This is a genomic window from Paenibacillus sp. FSL H8-0168, assembly GCF_038592955.1.
Classification (GTDB): Bacteria; Bacillota; Bacilli; order Paenibacillales; family Paenibacillaceae; genus Paenibacillus; species Paenibacillus polymyxa_B.
This window is the reverse complement of the sequence record NZ_CP151948.1, coordinates 754,900-774,717: the sequence shown is the minus strand read 5'-3', so window position 1 is coordinate 774,717 and position 19,818 is coordinate 754,900. Positions and strand designations below refer to the sequence as shown.

Genomic DNA, 19,818 nt, shown 5'->3' with positions numbered 1-19,818 from the left:
ACTCCTTTGCCGTTGCTTAGCCTCCGAATATAACAACAAAACGGACGCCGTCCTTGGTATTCTCCGCCTTATAGCGGAATTCGTGCAAATCCAAAATTCGTTTGACGATCGATAGCCCGAGCCCTGTCCCACCTGTCTGACGGCTTCGGGACAGCTCGGCCCGGTAAAAGCGATCCCATATCTGTTCCAGTTGATCTTCAGGAATGGTCTCACCTTTATTTTCAATGGAAAAAAAACTGATTTCCCCAGCACCTTCGATACGAATCGTGATCGAGCTTCCTTCCTCAGCATGTCGTATGGCATTGACAACAAAGTTGATAATCACCTGTTCCAGCCATCCTACATCGGCATGGATCGGCATCTCATTGGCGGGGATAATGACCACTTCCAGCTTTTTCTCCTTCAACAAATGGAATAACTTGTCCACGACTTCCTCCACTAGCTCACTCAAGATAAAGGTCGTCTTGCGAAGCTTGAGGGTACCCGATTCCAATTTGGCGAGGTCCAGCATATCTTTGACCAATCGCTCCATTTTGTCCGCTTCCTCTACAATGACTTTCATATAATGATCCTGCTTCCCGGCGCTAACCCCATCTTGTAATCCTTCTGCGAAGCCTTTAATAATACTCAGCGGGGTTTTCAGTTCATGAGAAGCGTTGGCAAAAAAGTCTTGTTGCACAGCCTCCATCCTCTGCTTCTGTTCCATGTCCTCCACCAATTGCTGGTTGGCCTCCTGAAGCTCGCGCAAAGCCGTGTCCAGGTTCTGAGATAGGGTATACATGCTGTAGGACAGGCTGCCCAGCTCATCATTTTGCCGAATTGGTGTATGGGCTGTAAAATCGAGCTTGGCCATCCGCTTGGCGGTATTATTCAAAGCAATGAGCGGACGCGTCACCATTCGGGAATAGAACAGGGACAAAATCAGAATGAGTGCAAATCCCCCGATTCCCAGGTACAGATAAAACCAACGCAGAGCTTCATTCGTCTCACTGATTTCCTGCAATGATGTCACTGTAAACAGAAGGTCGATCTCGCCTGTGCTCTGACGAACAGGATGGACTATGACTGCATTACGTACCCCTGTCCAAGGTTCCGTCCACTCTTCCTCCAACACTTCGAAATTCTTAAGTTTCTCCAGATGATCCTGGGATAAAGGAAACCATTCCTCCAGCGCACTATACAGTAGACCTTGTCGCTGACTCCATGTTTTCAGATCCGGCAGTACAATCTCTGTCACCGTACCGGAAAACCTTACACGGCCATCTGTGCTTGCCTCTTCCGAAGTCGATCCTATATTTTTGAAACCAAGCTTCTGTATACCGGTTGGATAAATTAAATTGGCGGAAGAGATGCCGTCTGTTCCCAACACCTCACCCTCAACAGTGACCTGATCACCAGGCTGAATCCGGGCAGCTCTCAGCTCGTCTCCATACTCGTTCATAAATAGAGACAGCGATATTTTAACGATTTTACCATCCGTTTCTCTAAGATTGATATGAAACGCATCATCCAGCTTTACTTTGCCGTCCAGCGTTACAATCGCCAACTGGTTTTTATTCTGAAGCATAAAGCGTGCTGCCTCACGCGAAACCCTGCCCGATCCCCAAGCCTCCTGGACATAACTTTGACCGAAGCTTTGCAAGCGGCTTTCTACACGACCAATCTTTTGTTTCTGATAAAAATTTTCAAAAAACAGAAATTGACTTAAAATCACCATACCGTAAAAACACAGAAAAAACACAACTGTCATAATGAACAACTTAAAGGTAACTCCCCGTTTGTTCATTCTTCCTCCTCGAACCTGTAGCCTGTACCAAAAACCGTGCGAATATGGCGTGATTCACGCCCCAGCTTATTTCTCAGCTTTTTGATATGCGTATCGACAACTCGTGTGTCTCCTTCAAAGTCGATGCCCCACACTCGGTTCAGTATCGCATCCCGTGAAATAACTATGCCTTTATTATGTATAAGCAGCCGCAGCAGCTCATACTCCTTGGGCGTCAGCTCGACTTCCGCCTGATCCACCTCAAGCCGATGAGCCATCGTGTTGAGAATGGCACTACCGAACCGCAAAATATGCGACTCCGGCTGTACATGTCCCTCCACCCGTTTCATCAGCGCGTTGGCGCGGGCGATCAGCACCTTGGGGCTGAAAGGTTTGGTAACGTAATCATCGGCTCCCAGTTCAAAGCCCAATATTTTATCATCATCACCGGATTTGGCTGTCAACAAAATGATTGGCACACCTGAGCGGCTGCGCACCTGGCGGCACACCTCCCAACCATCCAGCTCCGGCATCATAATATCGAGTATAATCAGGTCCGGCTGCACCGAATCAAACCAGATCAGTGCATCTTTTCCATTGCCTGCTTCATAGACTTCCCAATTATTCTGTTTAAAATAATCCGCAATCACTTCACGAATACGTATTTCATCCTCCACGAGAAGAACTCTTTTCTTCAAATCGACTTCCCTCTTTCGGTCATTCTAGGACACCAGCATATCAAAGATATGTGTACTTTATGTGTTCTTGATACCTCTTATCAGCAGAAATTCTCATCCGCAAATTCAACCTTGGATTAGGGCAAATTTGTCGTGGCTCAGACCATCTCATCTCCTATGATCCTACCCTATAATAAGAAGAGATACAAAAGCCTGAACAGGAGGGTAATACATGAGTAATCAAACCATTCAGTGGTTTTCCACTTCCAAAGCTAAAGCTTGGCATTCCCAAGCTCATCATTTAACCGATACCCAAGAGAGTGCCAACCTAACCCTTACGGGAGAAACGCATCAGCTTGTCGAAGGCTTTGGTGGCTGTTTTAATGAATTAGGTTATGTGGCCCTGAATCATTTGGAAAAGGACGAACGAGATCGGGTGCTTCATTCTCTCTTTCATCCAGAGGGCGAGCACAAATTTGCGATTTGCCGACTTCCTATTGGAGCGAGTGACTACGCGCTGGAGTGGTACAGCCACAATGAAACAGACGGCGACGTGGAGATGAAGCACTTTTCCATTGAGCGTGATCAGCAATATCTCATTCCTTTTATTCGGGAAGCGTTACAACTCAATCCGAACCTGAAGTTGTTCGCTTCACCCTGGAGCCCGCCGACATGGATGAAATCACCAAAGGCCTACAATTACGGCACGCTGCGCTGGGAAAAGGATATTTTGAAAGCGTATGCATTATACTTTGTCAAATTTGTTCAGGCTTATCACGAGGCAGGTATTACGATCCACCAGATTCATGTTCAAAATGAAGTCATTGCCGATCAGAAGTTCCCTTCCTGTGTATGGACCGGGGAGCAGCTGCGTGAATTTATTCGGGACTATTTGGGTCCTGCTTTTGAGGAACACGGACTGGATACGGAAATTTGGTTGGGGACCATTAACGCTCCCGATCCGTGGGAGGAATTAATGAAGAAGACTTCGACCGGATTCGATGAGTATGCCCATACCGTGTTGAGTGACCCCCAGGCCTACAAATATATTAAAGGCGTAGGCTACCAGTGGGCAGGCAAAAATGCCATTCAACGCACCGTTGCCAGTTATCCTGAGCTTCGTTACATGCAAACAGAAAATGAATGCGGGAACGGAGAAAACTCATGGGACTACGCCAAATATGTATATAATCTGTACCAGCACTACTTCACCAATGGCGTGAATGCTTATATTTACTGGAATATGGTTTTGGAACCGAAAGGCAAGAGTACATGGGGCTGGGAGCAAAATTCGATGATCACCGTTGATCCAGCGGATCGAAAACCTATCCTGAATCCAGAGTATTATGTCATGAAGCACTTTTCTCATTTTGTATTACCGGGTGCCCGACGCATCGGACTTCGTGGCTCATGGACTGGAAATGCAGTTGCTTTTCAAAATACAGACGGGCAAAGGGTGGTAGTCATCGCCAATCCGTTCAAGGAATCGCGTGTGCTGAATCTGTCTCTCGGCAAAACAACACACCGCTTGGAGCTGGAGCCGGAATCCTTTAACACTATTGTGGCTCCTTCTTAACACCGCAGATTTCTGGACTCTTCCAGTCTTGGACACATCGTCAGGTGTCCCTGTCCGGTCTATAAGTGCCCAAGCCATATGTATAGTTTCCAAAATGGATGTATATCCTTTTGCGTATAGTAGCTATAAATAGTATACTTGGAATAACTACGGACAGGAGGTCGATGAATATCACTACTGTAAAAGACCGGATTGATTTGAAACTGATTAATTGTGATAAGGAATTGACTCTCGCGGTCATCGGTGGAAAATGGAAGCTGATTATTTTGTGGCATCTCGGTATGGAAGGCACCAAGCGGTTTGGTGAATTGAAGAAGCTAATTCCCCACATTACGCAAAAAATGCTGACCAACCAATTGCGCGAGCTGGAAGAAGATAAGCTCATTCTTCGTAAAGTCTATCCCGTCGTCCCTCCGCATGTGGAATATTCACTAACAGAGCATGGCGAAAGCCTGATTCCGGTACTGAGAGCAATGTACGATTGGGGATCAAACTATCGCGAGAACGTGATCTGGAAAGAAGAAGAGATTCAGGACGTCACACCCGTGTGATCAGCAATACAAGCATTTTGCGAAATGCTGAACTATATTTTTAGTAGAGACGACCCTGGGGAGATCTGGGGTCGTTTTTTATGATATAAAGACGTTCCCCAAGATAACAAAAGAAATGTATGCAAGTATCCGTTTCCATTGACATTAAAGCTCGTTTTTCGCTGCATATCCCCATTTTACACTTGTATCCGTGATTTACATTACATCCTCTGTGACGTATGATTCTTCCATCCCTATTTACAGTGAATCCAAGAAGGAGGCCGTTCTAGCATGAGCATGACGCTTGCCCAGCCCACAACGTCCCAAGCGACCCAATTACGCGTTGGTTCCATGGAAATGATTCAATACGACTATCGTCAATTTCCTGACTCAAAACCTTATCAACACCATTGCTGTGGCTTGCTTACTATGTCGTGTAACGGCGCTCAAGGTCTGGCGGAATATGAGCTGCCTGAAATTAAAGGCGCTTTTGACCTCGTCCGCTGGGCTTCCGTGTTTACCTCGCTCAAGGGTCTGTCCTTAACCGAGGCTGAGCAATATATTCAGCACCACGCTGATCATTGGGGACCTGATAAAACAGAGCTGGCTCTATCTGCCTTATCCGATCTGACTGCCCATGCGAACCTGCACATTCTCTCCCCAACAGCGACCATCCTCCCCCCTCGGATTAGTCGTTCTTATCTCATCGAGCATGGCCTAGTCTACTATTCATTCTAAATATCATTCACCACTCCATTGTCAATCCACTTTCCAGTTCACGTAAAAAAGCCTGAGACTGTTTATCACAGGCCAGGCTTTTACACTTTCAGCACAGAGTTAATTACACTTGCAGTTTACCTGCACGAATATCGTCTGTCATTCCTTCATAAGGTGCTTGGGAAATTAATTGTTCGTTGTTCACACCCGCATTTTCGATGAATGTAATATCTGCAAATTCAGGAACCACATACTTCGGATACGTTTCATACTTTTCACGCGATTCCTCCATCAGCGGAATAAAATCGTTTTGATAGCGCACAGTGATTTCCGGATGCTCATGAACCCATTTAGGGAAGAAAATAATGCCGTGCATACGTTTTTCCTCAGGCATAAAGTTCAGAGAAACGTCAGTGCCTGTCGGTTCGGTCCACGATACTTTATACACATTTTCCACCAGCTTCACCAGATTGACCTTCTGATCACGTACCCAGCGTCCGCCTACCATTCCACTATGAATGCGATAATCAATCGTATCTTCATTTTTAATATATATTTCATACTCCCAACCATTCTCATAGGTGTAAATCATGTGGCTGCCGATAAACTTGTCCATCTTGCATCCTTCTTTCCTAATTATAATTTTTCATGAATTGAATAGGATACCAAAGATAATAATTATTCAATTCAAAACATGTAAATATAAACATGTTTTTAAGTACATATAAATTGTAGCACTGTGGTATACTAGTGTCAAATACCGTTTTACGAGGAGAGCTACGTTGAAACGCACTTTAAAATATGCCATTTTGGGCCTGGTTCACAAAGAGGAAATGAGCGGCTACGATATTACGAGCCAATTCAAGCAGGAAATCGGACAATTTTGGAGCGCCAAACACAGTCAGATTTATCCCGAGTTAAAAAGGCTGACTGAAGAGGGACTCATTGAATATCGCACCTCCATTACAGGAGCCAAGCTGGAAAAAAAATTGTACTACATTACCCCCAAAGGAACCCTAGAACTGACCGAATGGCTGCTAAGCCCCAAGGAGTTACCGGAAACGGAAAAGGATGAGTTTATGCTTATGCTGTATTTCTCAGCGGCCATCCCCAAGGAAGAGAACAAGCGATTGTTCGAGGACCAGATTGCCAAACGTAAAGAAAAACTGGAGTATCTGTACGAAAGTAAAAAATCCCTCCAACAGCTGGACGACAACCTTCAATCCCCCGGCTCTAACCAATTCGGGCATTATCTGGTGCTGAGCCGTGCCATTAATCGGGAAGAAAGCTATATTACGTGGCTGGAAGAAACACTGTCCCTGTTTGAATAGCCTAAAAAACCTTCAACGCCACGTAGATTCGTGGTATTGAAGGTTTTTCTAAAATACGTGCAAACTAGTCTGCCGTCGTAATCGAAGAGCCGTAATCTTCAATATGGATATCTGTGCTAAACCGTACAGGAATGGTGCTAAAAGTGGTATCCCAATCCTCTTTGACCTTACGCCAAACTTTAGGATGCTGAATCCTCAAGGCCTCTCCGAAACCTCCGACGTCTACCTTCAGCTTTTGCATTTTAGCTAACGTTTGTTCAGCTAATGAAATTACTTTCTCCTGAAAGAGACCCTCTTCTTGTCCAAGCACATTGTTGTTGCGTAAATTTTCATTCTTTATATGCACCTCCGAAACGCGTCCCTCTGAGGTCATTTTCACTTGGAAGGAAATGTCGTCCCCCTGAACAATGGCCTTGATCCTGCTTTTCACCGCTTTGATCTCATAGGCTATATTTTTACCGGTCTGGGGATCGCTACTTTTCAACACGCCTCCATCCAGCTCGCCTTTGATCCACATAAGACCCTCGACCTCTGATTCATTCAGAAAACCAGCGTATGTTTGCGTCTTTCCTTTGATGACTCCCGCACCTGCAAGCTTGATTTCATTCTCCGCCGTAATAACATTAGGCAATATAAAGCTTCTTTTACCCTTCATGGGCCCGACCACTTTAACCAAAGCCACGGGCTTTATCAACCGTGCGTTCCGTTTACGATTTTGGAAAATATCCTTTAAGATATAGGCAGGAATTTGACCAGGAATTTTCTCCTGAAGAGCTTTGCCCGCCTTGTCTGTACTAATCAGTAGCTGTACGCTGGGCCGAATGTCATTATCCCCTAAGAAAAAGTCCAGCAGCTCATACAACGGAATCTTGCGAAGCAGACTGGAGCTGATAATAATCGTTTTCAGATGTTGCCCGATGGGAGGCCGATTGGTCCTTAATGAAATTTCTCTTAGCATTTCAAAAACGGAATCTCCCGTTTCCGTAATATTAAAAAATTTTTTAGCTTGTGGGGAGGAGCTATTGGAGCCTCCGCTTTCCTCAGGGATGACAAATTGAAAGGTTCCGGTGATTAACTCTTTTTTTGGATAATCTCCTCCTTTCTGATTAATTTGCTCTTCTTGCGAAGATTCTGCCTCTACATCCATAGCAATGCCTGTCATCAGATTTAGATCCTCCACCGGCGAGCTGCTCCAGCAACCTGACAGTGTACTGCATATCAGGAGAGCCACTATCCCGAGTAATGCTGACCGTGCCCTCATCATGACCGCACCTTCCTCCAGCGAGAAATAAGCAGAAGTGGCAGTGGAAGCAGAGCGAATAAAACGAAAGCTCCATTCCCCAGGATCGTTCCAAAAGAAAATAACTCATTCAGATTTTTGGGAATTTGGGATAGGAAGTAGATGATCGGAAGCAAAATGAACAGCATCTTGGAATAAGAGCTATTCAAAATTTGAGAAACTCCGAGCGAAGCGCAATAAAAAGCAATGCTGAATGTAGCAAAAATTTGCATGATCCAAATGGTCAACAATAAGGATTCGAACCGTTCCAATAACAGATACTCCACTTCAAAGCTGCGGGCCAAATCTAAAAATGGCCAGGTTCTGCTCAAGACTCCTTCCAACGAAAAAGCGCCAATGCACAGGATCAGCGTAGCTGTATAAAAAGCGACCGCGATCCCAATCGCCAGTCCGATTGCCTTGGTTGCTTTCTCAGGTTTTTCCATCCGACAAAAAATAATCAGCAAGGACTCTGTCCCCGTTAATGTCAGGAATGTAGTCTTGAGCGTTCTAACTACTGGCATCACACCCTCCGACAAGACAGGACGCAAATTATTCAATTCGAAAATATTTAAACTCAGCAAGCATATCAACAAAAAGATAGCCGCCGTAATCGGGAATATTAATTGACATATTTTCCCTAACGAACCCACTCCTCCCATACATAGGTACAGTGAGAGCCACATAAAAGGTGCTGAAATCGCCCACGCCGGAGTGCCTTCAAGCAGAAAGAACGACGTTACTTCCTCCACAGATCGGATTTCAAATGCGGCTATACAAACAAAATAAATAACAATCAGCATACCAATCCCTTTGCCAATGACTTTGCCTGTTATCCGCTGAACATACTGATAAAAGGTGCTTTCTGGAAACCGTGAACTTAGTTTGATCATAATCCATCCAACCAGGAAAGTGCCCGCCCCTGCTAAAATGACAGACATCCACACGTCCGGTGTTTTTGCAACTTCAACCGCTACTCGGGGAAGGGTAAGCAACCCAGCAGCCAGCATAAAGCAAACCACAATTGCCGTTGTCTGTAACGTTGTAATTTTATCCGCTTTTTTCCCACGGGCCATCTTGCTCCCTCCTGTGTTGTTAAACTCATCCTTGTCGCTTAGGGTCTTTATGCTTCAATAGAATGGGTCTATTTTTCATAAATTGCAACGGTGCTCGTATGAAGTAATCTTTCCAGTCCTTCAACGAACGGGGGACCGTTAGACTAAAGAACGGAACACCGAAGCTGTGTAGCTTCACCATATGAATACTCAGCAGCAGGAAAAACATAATAACGCCATACAACCCGAAGGTGGCCGCCGTGAACATGGCTCCAAAGCGCATGACACGCATGGAAATTCCAGCGCTGTATACAGGGGAGGAAAAGGAAGAAATCGCCGTGACTGCTACCACAATAACGAGGATCGGACTTACAATCCCGGCGTCAACAGCGGCCTGTCCAATAATCAAACCGCCGACGATACCCATCGCTGGACCGATGGGTTTGGGGAGCCGAAGTCCTGCCTCGCGTAAAATTTCGATGGAAATTTCCATAATCAGGGCCTCAATCAGCGTTGAAAATGGAACCCCCTGTCTCGCACTGATAATGGAAATGACCAGCTTGGTTGGAATCAATCCGGGATGAAACGAAATAAAGGAGATATAAAGCGCCGGGGCGAACAGCGATATGAAAGTTGCCATAAAACGAAGGAATCGAATAAGCGAACCTGGTATCCATCGTTCATAATAATCTTCGGGGGACTGGAGCATCATCCCATACGTTACAGGCATAAGAAGCGCAAAAGGTGTACCGTCCAGCAGAATCGCCACACGTCCCTCCAGTAATGCAGCCATGACCCGATCCGGTCTCTCTGTATTTTGAATTTGCAGAAAGGGACTAAGAAAATTATCCTCAATAAGCTGCTCCACATAGCCCGATTCCAGTACCTCATCCATATCAATGGTTTGAACCCGCCGCTTCACCTCATCTACAAGCTCCGGGTCGGCAATGTCTCTGAAGTACACTACCATCAGCTGTTTTTCCACTCTTTTGCCGACTTTGAAGGACGACATGGCTAGTTCCGTACTTTCTCCATGTCTGCGCAGCATCGCTGTATTATCACTGAGCGTCTCTGTAAATCCGACTCGTGGTCCCCGTAGCACCGATTCCGATATGGGGTCTTCCACCCCTCGTGTATTCCCTCTGGGTGTACCCAACACAAAAGCGCCTGGTATGCCCTGAATCATGAGTATGACAGAACCGAACAGCACCTTTTGCAAGGAGAACTGCACCTCTAACGTATACTCTGTTTCCGATACCAGCATGACCTGACGAATAAACATATTCCGAAGCTCCTCTCCTCTCGGAAGATCCTCCCCCCCTTGCCCGGAACTCCCCCAATCCATTAGTGGCTTTAAAATGTTCTGATCCATGCCAACCTTGTCTGTTAATCCATCCACAAAAAAAAGTGTGCCTACAGCGTTCAATTTTTCCAGAAAAATGGATCGTTCGTTCACGTCCGACATATCCGTGACGGCTTGTCTGATTTTTGCTACATTGGCTTCATAATCTTCGGTAAAGGTTCCTTTTTCCTTCTCAGCCTCACTTACAGATGGATCATGATCTGCATGCTGCGAACGGTCTTCTTCTTCTAAAAGCTTTAATCGTTCCATACGTCTGCTCTCTCGACCATCCATCGCTCTAATTTGTCGTACCGTCAGAAAAATAATCAAAGGGATGATGAACAAAAAGAAAGCTTCCATCCATACGTTCCATTTGGGCATATGAGTTCCGATGACCTGCCACACACTCTTTCCTCCTTCACTTCCATAGGATTTGTATATAGATTTACCTGGATTAGAAAAAAGATGCATGGGCAATGGAATAAATTTCTTTACTCACAAAAGGAATAAAAAGGTGAATTTGATAGATGAACTGTAGTGCCAAAAGTGGAATTCCATGATAATATCTATTCATTCTATGACTAATGTCACAAATTTGTTGAATTCGTGGGCCATTATTCGAATCTAAAAAAGGAGTTGTAGGTATGAAGAAGCATTTTTGGAAGAAAGCCGCTGTGTTGAGTTTGTTAGCGGGCATTTTGTTAGGGGGAACAGCGATCAGTCCCCAGCAGGCTCAAGCATCGCCCGAACCTTATCTTGGGGAAATTACGATGTATCCTTACATGTTCGCTCCCCAGGGCTGGCTAAAATGCGAGGGTCAACTCTTGAGCATTAATCAGAATGCTGCATTGTTCAGCCTGCTGGGCACTAATTTTGGCGGTGATGGAATGAACACATTTGCATTGCCTGACTTACGCGGAGCTTCCCCGTTGCCAAATGTAAACTACTACATCGCTACCGAGGGGTCATACCCGTCCCGCCCATAATATGAATACGCTCAATAGTGTGCTATTTAATAAAGAAGAGGTGATAGCGTGCTCGAAGGCAATAACTTCACACGCAATAAATTAAAACCCTACCGTGTGTTGGTTCCACTCATGCCATTGATCGGCGGTGCGTTCCTGCTCATAGGGACGAATGAAGCCCATGCTGCCGGTTGGGAAAATGTGGTGTTGCACAAGCCAGCAAGCTCAAGCGGTTACACCCAGCCCTATGATCCCTCCAAGACTGTGGATGGGTCAATCGAACCGACAAGCCGCTGGTATCAAGCCAGCAATGGTGAAAAATGGATCCAGGTAGATCTGAGAGACTGGTATATCGTAGATCGATACGTTGTTACAGGTATGGGTGTCCATTATGGGTGGAACGATCAACGTGATCCATACAGTTTCCGATTGCAGACGAGCAACAATGGAAGTAATTGGGTGACTGTTGATACCGTTCAGAATAATGGAAGCTCTAATGTTGAAAAGAGCATTGCTCCTGTAACTACACGATACTTGCGATTAACTATTGATCAAGGAAATGCAAGAAACAATCAATGGGCTTCCATCATGGAATTCGCAGCTTATGGGGAACGATTGCCCATTCCACAGGCCCCGGGTCATTTTACAGGTACTAAAAATGGAAGTACTGTGGAATTAAGCTGGGATGCCGTTCCTTATGCAACCTCATATAAAGTCATTCGAGATAGTGTAACGCTCTATACAGGTAGCCTAACCCAATTCATAGACACTTCAGCATTGCCGCCAGGTGAAGCAATTTATACGGTTCAGGCTGTGAATGCTAAAGGGGAGAGCACTCCTTCAGAGGTTAGAGTGATTATACTTACCGATGCAGAGAGAGTTGCACAGGCAAAAGCCGCTCTTGCATTAGGCTTCGCATCTGGAGATACAGCTGATTCGGTATCTCAAAAGCTAACGCTGCCACTCGCTGGGTTGAATGATACGACGGTGAGCTGGAGTTCGGATACTCCTGACATCATTACGAACGAGGGGGCTGTCACACGCCCGCAGTATGATCTGGGTGACCGAAAAGTAAAACTGACAGCAACGATTGCGAAGGGAAGCGCCTCAGATACCCAAACTTTTGAGGTTACCGTAGCGAAGATCACTGCTCAAGATACATTGAATCAAGCAGCAGACACCCTCTCGCTTGGCGATTTATCTGCGCTAACAGAAAATATTTCTCTTCCTTTATCCGGTTATGGTGGAGCGCAGATCGAATGGTCCTCGTCCAAACCTCTTGTCATTGCAGCAGATGGAACACTCACCAGACCCTCCTATAACAGTGGAGATACGGATGTTACCCTAACGGCTACCCTGCAACTTGCAGGCTTAACGAAAACAAAGGATTTTACTGCACACGTACTCCGTCTGCCGATGAGCGACACTGAAGCCGTAGAGGGAGCATACAAAGCACTTGAACTGCCGATAACGACAGTAACGGGAGACGTATATTTGCCAAAAGATGCTCTGAATGGTGTTCAGGTGTCATGGTCATCGAATCAACCCCAGTTCTTGGATCATACTGGGCATGTAACCTTCCCAACCTATGTACAGGGCGATCAGACCGTCACGCTCGAAGCAGTGGTGTCAAGAGGCGGGATTGAGCTTCGAAAAACCTTTAGCCTGCTCGTGCCCGCACTGCCTGTAAGCGCTGATGAAGCCGTAAATTTGGCAGCAAATACACTGGATCTGGATTACCCGCAAGGGATTAAGGATTCCATTGCCTTGCCTCGTGTAGGAGCATTCGACACCCAGATTGATTGGGCCTCGGATCAACCGGACATCCTCAGTGACAGCGGTCAAGTGAATCGGCCTAAATATACAGACGGTGATGTGAATGTACAATTAATTGCCATTATTTCTAAAGGTGCAGCTTCTGTACAAAGAACATTCACGATCACAGTGCTGAAGGCATTACCGAATACACCTTACGTACGATTGAACGGCAGCAATCCGATTGTTCTGGAAACCGGCGATAGCTTCACTGATCCAGGAGCCAACGTACTGGACAGCGTATACGGCAATATCCTGATCCCTGAGCTTTCAGGTAGCGGGAATGTCGATACAAATGTACCTGGCGTATACGTATTGAACTATGCTTATAGCGACAATGGGGGCTGGACGGCAGAACCGGCAGAACGCCGTATAAACGTGCTGCCTCGTGCTGTTACAGCTTCAGCAGGCAATGAGGATATAGCCTCAGTGATCGTTACAGGCGCGTTGCCGAACGCAAGGCTTGAGCTGTACAATGCCCAGCAGGAGCTTATAGCGGAAGGAATTGCTTCGGGAGAGGGAAGATATACATTTACACCTGTTCCTGAAGGAGCCAGCTACTATGTGCTGCAGAACGTAAATGGCATGAAGAGCGCTCCGTCAGGGCTAGTGTATCCGCAAGGGTTAACCGCGCAGCGCGTTGCGGAATCCATCACAAGCATAGCAGCTCCTACAACAAGTGATACACTGCTTAGGTTGCCTGTTGTACCTGATGGTTTCCGTGTGACCATCAGCAGCAGTAGCCAGCCAGACATCGTGCGTACAGACGGAACTATTATTCAAGCAGATACTCCTTCCGTTGTAACTATCATGCTGGATGTTATGAGGGTAAGCGATGGTTCTCATGCTTTGACGCAAGCCATAGAAGTCACCGTCCCTGCCAAGGTAATTGCGAACACAGGCAAATCTAACAAAGATAAGAATGAGGATCTATCTGCTTTCGTACCACAGATCGGATTTTCCGAACAAGGGAAAGAGTTTTCCCTCTTTGTTCCTTCGCCGGCATTTCTGGATGAGCAGATACAGCAAGCACTTCGCGAAGGCAAAGCGTACGCAGACATTCGTTTGGAGCAGGAGAAGCAACTGAGTCGTGTTATCCTTTCTCATTCTTTACTGAATAAATGGGATAAGATTGGTGCATCGGTAATATCCCGATATGGAACACTGTTGATATCCAGTGACACCTTAACCAGCATGGCCTCAGGCCAGCAGGACGTTACATTGTCATTCCAGCAGGCAGATGTACAACGTGCACAGCAGATCCGTGACTGGGCCGAGCAACAATCCAGCCTGACGCTGATGGGTCCGGTTACAGACATCAAAGCCAATGTGACTGGAACCTCGTCGATCATTCTACCGCTGGATAACGAATCCTTAAGTGAGTTACACAATACAGAGCCCCAGTTCTCCATTCTTGTTATTCACGAGAATGGTGAGCGTGAGATTTTAAAAGGGACTGCTGTAATGGATTCAAAAGGGATGTTGTCGGGTGTGAGTCTGAATACGACCGGGTTAGGTACCTTTGCCGTCGCCACAGACGCAAAGACTCAAACCAATAATGCCAGTGTGCAAAATGACCCAAGCAATTCGTCAGATCCACAAGTGCTAGCTCAGGTATGGCCGGATGTACAAGGCCATTGGGCAGCGAAGTCCCTGCAATCTCTTGCAGACAAAGGCTGGATACAAGGCTATAAAGACGGAAACATACGCCCTGATCGCGCTGTAAGCCGTGCAGAATTTGTAGCCATACTGACCAGAGCATTGGGAACTGCTGGAGATGAGAGCCCTTCTACCTCATTTACAGATATGCAGGGACACTGGGCTGGATCAGCCGTGGATTTTGCTCACCGCCAGGGATGGATTCAAGGGCTAACCGCTCAAACTTTCGGACCTGATGAGAGTCTTACCCGTGAACAGGCGATGGTGATCCTGTCACACGCGATGCAGAATCAGACATCCATTTCCAGCACTGCTGCACTGCAATCCTACAAGGATGAGCAGCAGATTGCAGCATGGGCCTCCGCAGCATTCCAGAATGCAGTATCCTCCGGTTGGATCAGCGGTTATCCAGATGGAACACTCAAGCCAAAAGCGGCTATCAGCAGAGGTGAGATGGCTGAACTGCTGGTACGTATTCTTAAATAAGACTTTTTAAGCTTCATAGACCAGATGAGTATAAGCAAATACAACACGGCCTCCATGCTTTTTGGGGGCCGTGTTTTTTTATGTATATTTTATGTACAAGCCTTTAACAATCATTTTTGCTTGTTTATTCACCCTTTTCGCTTCAGTAAATATATTATGAATATCTGCGAAGCGGGGCGATAAACCACCTGTCACCTCTACAGTAGTAAGAATGATGAGGAGGAGATATTTGAGCATGAAACATAAAAAACCGTTCAGGTTCAGTGGTGCTTCAAAAAAAGACGAAGACTGTAAACCAACAAGAGTAAATAGAAGTATCGAAGCTCTTCTCAGACTGATTAATGAATTGACCGCGATCATCCCCATCGTATTCGCAAACCCCTCTGCGGCTAATGTATCTTCCTTGCAACAGATTTTAAGACGTTTGTTGTCTCTGGCGAAAAGCTTAAGACTTAGAGGCGGGGTTAAGGCAGACCTACTGGCAGCGCTGGAGCTTGCTATTGTTGCGTTAGAAGCTACACCCTTCTCTCCGATCGGCGTAGGTACTGCACTGCAACAATTGCTGGATGCCCTATTGTCCATCGTTTTACAAGAATCCCTCGATCCTGCTCTTAAAGACAGCTTAATCAGCGCGATCAGAATCGCTGGAACGACGGTTAGCAACGTATTAGGTGAAACATACTTGTCAGGGGAGCCAGGTGCACAAGGACCTCCTGGACCTGCGGGACCCGGCGGTGCGCCTGGACCAGCAGGTGGACCTGGCCCACAAGGGCCTCCCGGGCCTGCGGGGCCTGCCGGACCAGTTGGAGCGGCTGGACCTATTGGCGCCGCCGGGCCTATCGGGGCCGCTGGACCGGAAGGCCCGGCCGGACCTGTCGGCGCTACGGGTGCTGCGGGACCTGCCGGGGGTGTGACAGGCGCCACGGGCGCTACGGGCGCGGATGGATTGATCGGGCCAGCCGGGGTCACAGGACCGACCGGGGCTGATGGGTTGCCGGGCGCGGTTGGCGCAGTCGGACCTGCTGGGGTCACAGGGCCGACCGGAGCTGATGGGCTGCCGGGTGCGGCTGGTGCTACCGGAGCCACGGGCACGGCTGGTGTTACTGGAGCGACCGGTTCGGGAGCCATCATTCCGTTTGCTTCGGGCGGACCTGCTATCCTGACAACCGTTCTTGGCGGGGTGGTAGGAACCACCAGTTTGATCGGCTTTGGAAGCTCAGCAACAGGGATTAGCCTTGTAGGCGGGGCCATTGACCTGACAGGTACACTTGTAGGACCTCTGATCAACTTTGCTTTTTCCGTACCACGGGATGGCGTAATTACATCTATTGCTGGTTACTTCAGTACAACAGCTGCGTTAACTCTCGTGGGTTCAACTGCGACGATTACTGCCCAGTTGTTTAGTTCCCCAACACCTAATAATACCTTCACAGCAGTTCCCGGAGCTATCGTTACATTGGCCCCTTCACTGGCTGGCATTATTGCTTTGGGAACGATCTCTAGCGGTATTACTACCGGGTTGGCTATACCGGTAACCGCACAGACTCGTCTGCTCCTTGTCTTCTCTGCAACAGCTACGGGACTTTCCCTCGTAAACACTATCGTAGGTTATGCAAGTGCAGGCGTTACCATTACCTGATCCAAGACGAAAAAAGGGCCCAACAGAATTGTTCCTGTCAAGCCCTTTTTTATTTGTATTCCATCAGACGAACTAAACCGTTTCGAGTGATACTTTAACTTCTTCTCCCTCTTCACAAACGGCGAAAGTTTTAACTTGTCCGTGATCAGGCTCTTGAACGATGCCTGTCTGCAGATCAATTTTCCAGTCATATAAAGGGTCATAGATATAATGACCAGATACTATCGCCTCTGTAAGAGGACCTCTTTTGGGATGAGGATTGATATTTTCAACGGCATAAAGCTCATTCTCCGAAGTGCGGAAAACAGCAATTTCAGCACCTTTGATATGGATGGTACGCCCTATTCTGATCGGAAAATCCTTACTGTGACCGACGACAAGCCATTCGGCATTTTTGATCATTTGCTTGATCGCTCCCTTCCTCAGGCATTTTAGATACAATTACACAATAGACGGAGTGACAACCTCAAATAGATTTTTGCGTGTATCCTCATCATTGATGATCTTTTTCCACGGGTCTTCCACCTGTTGTAGTGCAAATTCGATGCGTTCTACTAAAGCTTGTCGATGATCTGTATCCTGAACGACAGCCTTCTGAATCTCTTCCAGACCGATCCGTTCCACCCACTCCGACGTGCGCTCCAGGTATTGTCCTGTTTCCCGGTAGAGTTGCATTACGCTACCTACAATATCAATCAACTCGGCGTCGGTTTTCACTTTACAGAGTGAATCAGCCAACCGTGCTTTAATACCGCCATTACCACCGATAAAGATCTCCCAGCCCCCATCATTACCTACGATTCCGATATCTTTGGTACATGATTCCGCACAGTTACGTGGACATCCATTAACTGCTAATTTGAATTTTGCTGGGAAATCCAGTCGTTCGAATTTTCGTTCCAACACTTCTCCCATTCCCATCGAGTCCTGTGTGCCAAACCGGCAAAATTGCGATCCAACACAGGTTTTAACCGTACGAAGTGACTTCGCGTAGGCATATCCCGACGGCATATCGAGTTCTTCCCATACTTTAGGCAGATCCTCTTTACGGACACCGATCAAATCCAACCGCTGTCCTCCTGTTACTTTAACGACCTTAACGTTGTATTTAAGAGAAACATCTGCTATCTTCTTCAAATCTTCTGGGGTCGTTACACCGCCGTACATTCTAGGAACAACTGTAAACGTTCCATCCTTTTGAATGTTTGCGTGCAATCGCTCATTTACAAAACGGGAATCTCCCTCATTTTCATAGGTATCCGGGTTAATCATTCCCAAATAGTAATTCAGCGCCGGGCGGCATTTGGAGCATCCTTCATCATTATGCCAACCCAGTACATTCATAACTTCACGCGTTGTTGTCAGCCCTTTGGTTTTGATCGCTTCCACAATCTCGTCCCGACTCAATGATGTGCAACCACATATTCCTTGCTTGGCTGACGTCTTGAAGCTGTCTCCAAGAACATATTGTAAAATTTGCTCAACGACAGGCTTACATCCTCCACAGGAACGCGTTGCTCCGGTGCATGCCTTAATTTCATCGACTGTTGTCAGTCCATTATCATTAATTGCATCCACAATCGCCTTTTTAGTCACACCGTTACAGCCGCAGACAATTTCATCATCCGCCATCGTTTCAGCGGATAATGTTTTCGCCCCGTGATTGCTACATCCAGTACCCATGATCTGTCCATATATCTCATCTGTCATCAATGTTTGCTGACGTACATATTTTTGAAGACTAGCAGATTCGCTCACATCGCCAAACAGTACAGTTCCAACAATCTTATTTTCACGAAGCAGCACTTTTTTGTATGTGCGCTTCCACTCATCCTTTGCAACAATCACCGTATGTTCAGGCTGAGTTATGAATTCGCCAGCTGAGAAAACATCCACCCCTGAAATTTTGAGCTTGGTAGAAACCACCGATCCCATATAACCTTCAGTTTCCGCGCCTGCCAAATGTTTGGCAATGACACTTCCCTGCTCAAACAGCGGAGCTACCAGACCATAACAGATTCCGCGGTGTTCAACACATTCCCCTACGGCGTATACATCCGGTACGGAGGTTCTCATCAAATCATCGACTATGATACCACGGTTCGTTTCCATACCACTTTGCACAGCCACCTGAATATTAGGCTTGATCCCGACGGCCATAACGACCAAATCCGCTTCTAGCTCGCTTCCGTCTGAAAACCGCAGCCCTTGTACCCGATCTTGACCATACACTTCCGCAGTTTGCATTTGCATAGCAAACTTGATTCCCTGGCGTTCTAGTTCTGCTTTCAGCATCGCAGAGGCTTCCCGGTCCAGCTGGCGTTCCATCAAATCCTCCATTAAATGAACGACCGTAACATCCATTCCCAGGTTGACCAAGCCTTTAGCTGCTTCCAGCCCTAACAGACCTCCACCAATGACAGCTGCCTTTTTAAAGGTCTTCGCTGCCTCAAGCATTGCCGAGCAATCGGCGATATCTCGGAAACCGATGACACCCGGTAATTCCTTACCCGGAATAGGCAGAATAAATGATTGTGAGCCAGTAGCTACCAAAGCTACATCGTAATCAATTTCCAGTCCGTCTTCGGTGTGAATCTTCTTGTTCTCACCGTCGATGCTTTTCACCATTTTTCCTGTATACAAAGTAATCCCTTGATCCACATACCATTGCAAATCGTTCAGTATGATATCATCAATCGTTTTACTGCCTTCCAACACATAAGAGAGCATGATCCTGTTATAGTTCGGATGCGGCTCATTTCCCAGGACCGTAATTTCATACTTATCTGTTAATTTTAAAATTTGTTCGACCGTATTGATACCAGCCATCCCGTTCCCTATAACCACAAGTTTCTGTTTACTGTTTATCATATACCGGTTCCTCCATTCATTCGACGATACTCCCTATCCGACGACATCTCCTACGTTCCTATGAATATTGCTTATGCTTCTATTCTAATACAGCAGACAGAGCTATATGTG

At 46.6% G+C, this 19,818-nt stretch carries 15 protein-coding genes; 7 read left to right on the top strand and 8 right to left on the bottom strand.

Features of this window, described 5'->3' with window-relative positions; all coding sequences use genetic code 11:
- Window positions 1–16 precede the first annotated feature (16 nt).
- Together MHI21_RS03550 and MHI21_RS03545 are read right to left on the bottom strand one after the other, a co-directional pair.
- Window positions 17–1,786, bottom strand: a complete 1,770-nt coding sequence (locus tag MHI21_RS03550) for a HAMP domain-containing sensor histidine kinase (protein ID WP_342419450.1) — start codon at window positions 1,784–1,786, stop codon at window positions 17–19.
- A complete protein-coding gene (locus MHI21_RS03545; protein WP_342419449.1) occupies window positions 1,783–2,463 on the bottom strand; it encodes a response regulator transcription factor in 681 nt (226 codons plus the stop codon). The genes MHI21_RS03550 and MHI21_RS03545 overlap by 4 nt, the downstream gene beginning before the upstream one ends.
- Before the next feature lie 211 nt (window positions 2,464–2,674).
- Between MHI21_RS03545 and MHI21_RS03540 the strand changes: the two genes are divergently transcribed.
- The 3 genes from MHI21_RS03540 to MHI21_RS03530 all read left to right on the top strand — a co-directional run bounded on the left by MHI21_RS03540 (window position 2,675) and on the right by MHI21_RS03530 (window position 5,286).
- The gene (locus tag MHI21_RS03540; protein ID WP_342419448.1) at window positions 2,675–4,018 is read left to right on the top strand and encodes a glycoside hydrolase family 30 protein; all 1,344 of its coding nucleotides are present in this window, start codon (window positions 2,675–2,677) and stop codon (window positions 4,016–4,018) included.
- 164 nt (window positions 4,019–4,182) lie between these two features.
- Window positions 4,183–4,569 carry a winged helix-turn-helix transcriptional regulator gene (locus tag MHI21_RS03535; protein WP_250259483.1) on the top strand — a complete coding sequence of 129 codons (387 nt, stop codon included), beginning with the start codon at window positions 4,183–4,185 and terminating at the stop codon, window positions 4,567–4,569.
- Window positions 4,570–4,839: 270 nt separating this feature from the next.
- Window positions 4,840–5,286: a hypothetical protein gene (locus MHI21_RS03530; RefSeq protein WP_342419447.1), complete on the top strand. Its 447-nt coding sequence runs from the start codon at window positions 4,840–4,842 to the stop codon at window positions 5,284–5,286.
- 103 nt (window positions 5,287–5,389) lie between these two features.
- On the opposite strand, the gene MHI21_RS03525 is transcribed toward MHI21_RS03530, so the two are convergent.
- Window positions 5,390–5,881 (bottom strand): phenolic acid decarboxylase, encoded by a 492-nt coding sequence (locus MHI21_RS03525; protein ID WP_104497281.1) that lies wholly within the window; start codon window positions 5,879–5,881, stop codon window positions 5,390–5,392.
- A 166-nt stretch (window positions 5,882–6,047) separates the two neighbouring features.
- Here MHI21_RS03525 and MHI21_RS03520 point away from each other — a divergent pair, with 166 nt between their 5' ends.
- Entirely contained in the window at window positions 6,048–6,596 is a 549-nt protein-coding gene (locus MHI21_RS03520; RefSeq protein ID WP_285061831.1) for a PadR family transcriptional regulator, read from the top strand.
- A gap of 64 nt (window positions 6,597–6,660) precedes the next feature.
- Here the strand turns inward: MHI21_RS03520 and MHI21_RS03515 are convergent, their stop codons facing one another.
- From MHI21_RS03515 to MHI21_RS03505, 3 genes are read right to left on the bottom strand one after another with little or no spacing between them, the layout of a single operon-like run.
- The gene (locus tag MHI21_RS03515) at window positions 6,661–7,860 is read right to left on the bottom strand and encodes a Ger(x)C family spore germination protein (protein WP_342419446.1); all 1,200 of its coding nucleotides are present in this window, start codon (window positions 7,858–7,860) and stop codon (window positions 6,661–6,663) included.
- Window positions 7,857–8,951, bottom strand: a complete 1,095-nt coding sequence (locus tag MHI21_RS03510; RefSeq protein WP_160789451.1) for a GerAB/ArcD/ProY family transporter — start codon at window positions 8,949–8,951, stop codon at window positions 7,857–7,859. Before MHI21_RS03510 ends, MHI21_RS03515 begins: the two co-directional genes overlap by 4 nt.
- Before the next feature lie 25 nt (window positions 8,952–8,976).
- Entirely contained in the window at window positions 8,977–10,677 is a 1,701-nt protein-coding gene (locus MHI21_RS03505) for a spore germination protein (RefSeq protein WP_342419445.1), read from the bottom strand.
- 239 nt (window positions 10,678–10,916) lie between these two features.
- Here MHI21_RS03505 and MHI21_RS03500 point away from each other — a divergent pair, with 239 nt between their 5' ends.
- The 3 genes from MHI21_RS03500 to MHI21_RS03490 all read left to right on the top strand — a co-directional run bounded on the left by MHI21_RS03500 (window position 10,917) and on the right by MHI21_RS03490 (window position 16,836).
- Entirely contained in the window at window positions 10,917–11,258 is a 342-nt protein-coding gene (locus tag MHI21_RS03500; RefSeq protein ID WP_342419444.1) for a tail fiber protein, read from the top strand.
- A 48-nt stretch (window positions 11,259–11,306) separates the two neighbouring features.
- Window positions 11,307–15,197, top strand: coding sequence for an immunoglobulin-like domain-containing protein (locus MHI21_RS03495; RefSeq protein ID WP_342419443.1), 3,891 nt, complete (start codon window positions 11,307–11,309; stop codon window positions 15,195–15,197).
- A gap of 235 nt (window positions 15,198–15,432) precedes the next feature.
- Window positions 15,433–16,836 carry an exosporium glycoprotein BclB-related protein gene (locus tag MHI21_RS03490; protein WP_342419442.1) on the top strand — a complete coding sequence of 468 codons (1,404 nt, stop codon included), beginning with the start codon at window positions 15,433–15,435 and terminating at the stop codon, window positions 16,834–16,836.
- Between the two features lie 72 nt (window positions 16,837–16,908).
- Here MHI21_RS03490 and nirD read toward each other — a convergent pair whose 3' ends face one another.
- Window positions 16,909–17,238: a nitrite reductase small subunit NirD gene (gene nirD, locus MHI21_RS03485; RefSeq protein WP_250267393.1), complete on the bottom strand. Its 330-nt coding sequence runs from the start codon at window positions 17,236–17,238 to the stop codon at window positions 16,909–16,911.
- Between the two features lie 39 nt (window positions 17,239–17,277).
- The gene (nirB, locus tag MHI21_RS03480; protein WP_342419441.1) at window positions 17,278–19,707 is read right to left on the bottom strand and encodes a nitrite reductase large subunit NirB; all 2,430 of its coding nucleotides are present in this window, start codon (window positions 19,705–19,707) and stop codon (window positions 17,278–17,280) included.
- Between the last annotated feature and the right edge of the window lie 111 nt (window positions 19,708–19,818).